The 449-nt window shown below is 72.8% G+C and carries 1 protein-coding gene and 1 pseudogene; one reads left to right on the forward strand and one right to left on the reverse strand.

Going from position 1 to position 449, the window contains the following annotated elements:
• The coding region (locus I6F37_RS39785) for an SDR family oxidoreductase (RefSeq protein ID WP_276573809.1) at positions 1 to 169 on the forward strand (169 nt) is incomplete at its 5' end.
• 31 nt (positions 170 to 200) lie between these two features.
• Here I6F37_RS39785 and I6F37_RS39790 read toward each other — a convergent pair.
• Positions 201 to 449 (reverse strand): annotated as a pseudogene (locus tag I6F37_RS39790) (ABC transporter ATP-binding protein); the annotation flags it as partial.

The following is a 449-nucleotide window of genomic DNA, read 5'->3' on the forward strand; positions in this document are numbered from 1 at the left end:
GTATGAGGGACGCGAGGAGGCCGTCGCGGAGACCTACCCGTTGCGCCGGCTGGGGGTGCCGCAGGACGTGGCATCGGCGGCGGGGTTCCTGCTGTCGGACGACGCCGGCTGGGTGACGGGCCAGACGCTGGTCATCGACGGCGGCGTCATGAGCCGCGGCCAGCTCTGACAGTGCTCGCGGTGGCGCGGCGGCGCTGCGGTCAGGCGACGCCGAGCAGCCGGTGAGCGGTCGCCGGATCCCGGCGGAAGTCGGCAGTGGTGGCCCGGTGCGCGATGACGCCGCGGTCCATGACGGCGACGTCGGAGCAGACGGCGAACGCCAGGTGCAGGTCCTGCTCGACCAGGAGTACGGCGACGCCCTCGTCGCGCATTCCGGTGATCGCACCGGCGATCTGGTCCACGATGGCCGGCGCCAGTCCCTCGGAGGGCTCGTCCATGAGGATCAGCCG

This window comes from Bradyrhizobium sp. NBAIM08 (genome assembly GCF_020193935.1).
GTDB classification, from domain to species: domain Bacteria; phylum Pseudomonadota; class Alphaproteobacteria; order Rhizobiales; family Xanthobacteraceae; genus Bradyrhizobium; species Bradyrhizobium yuanmingense.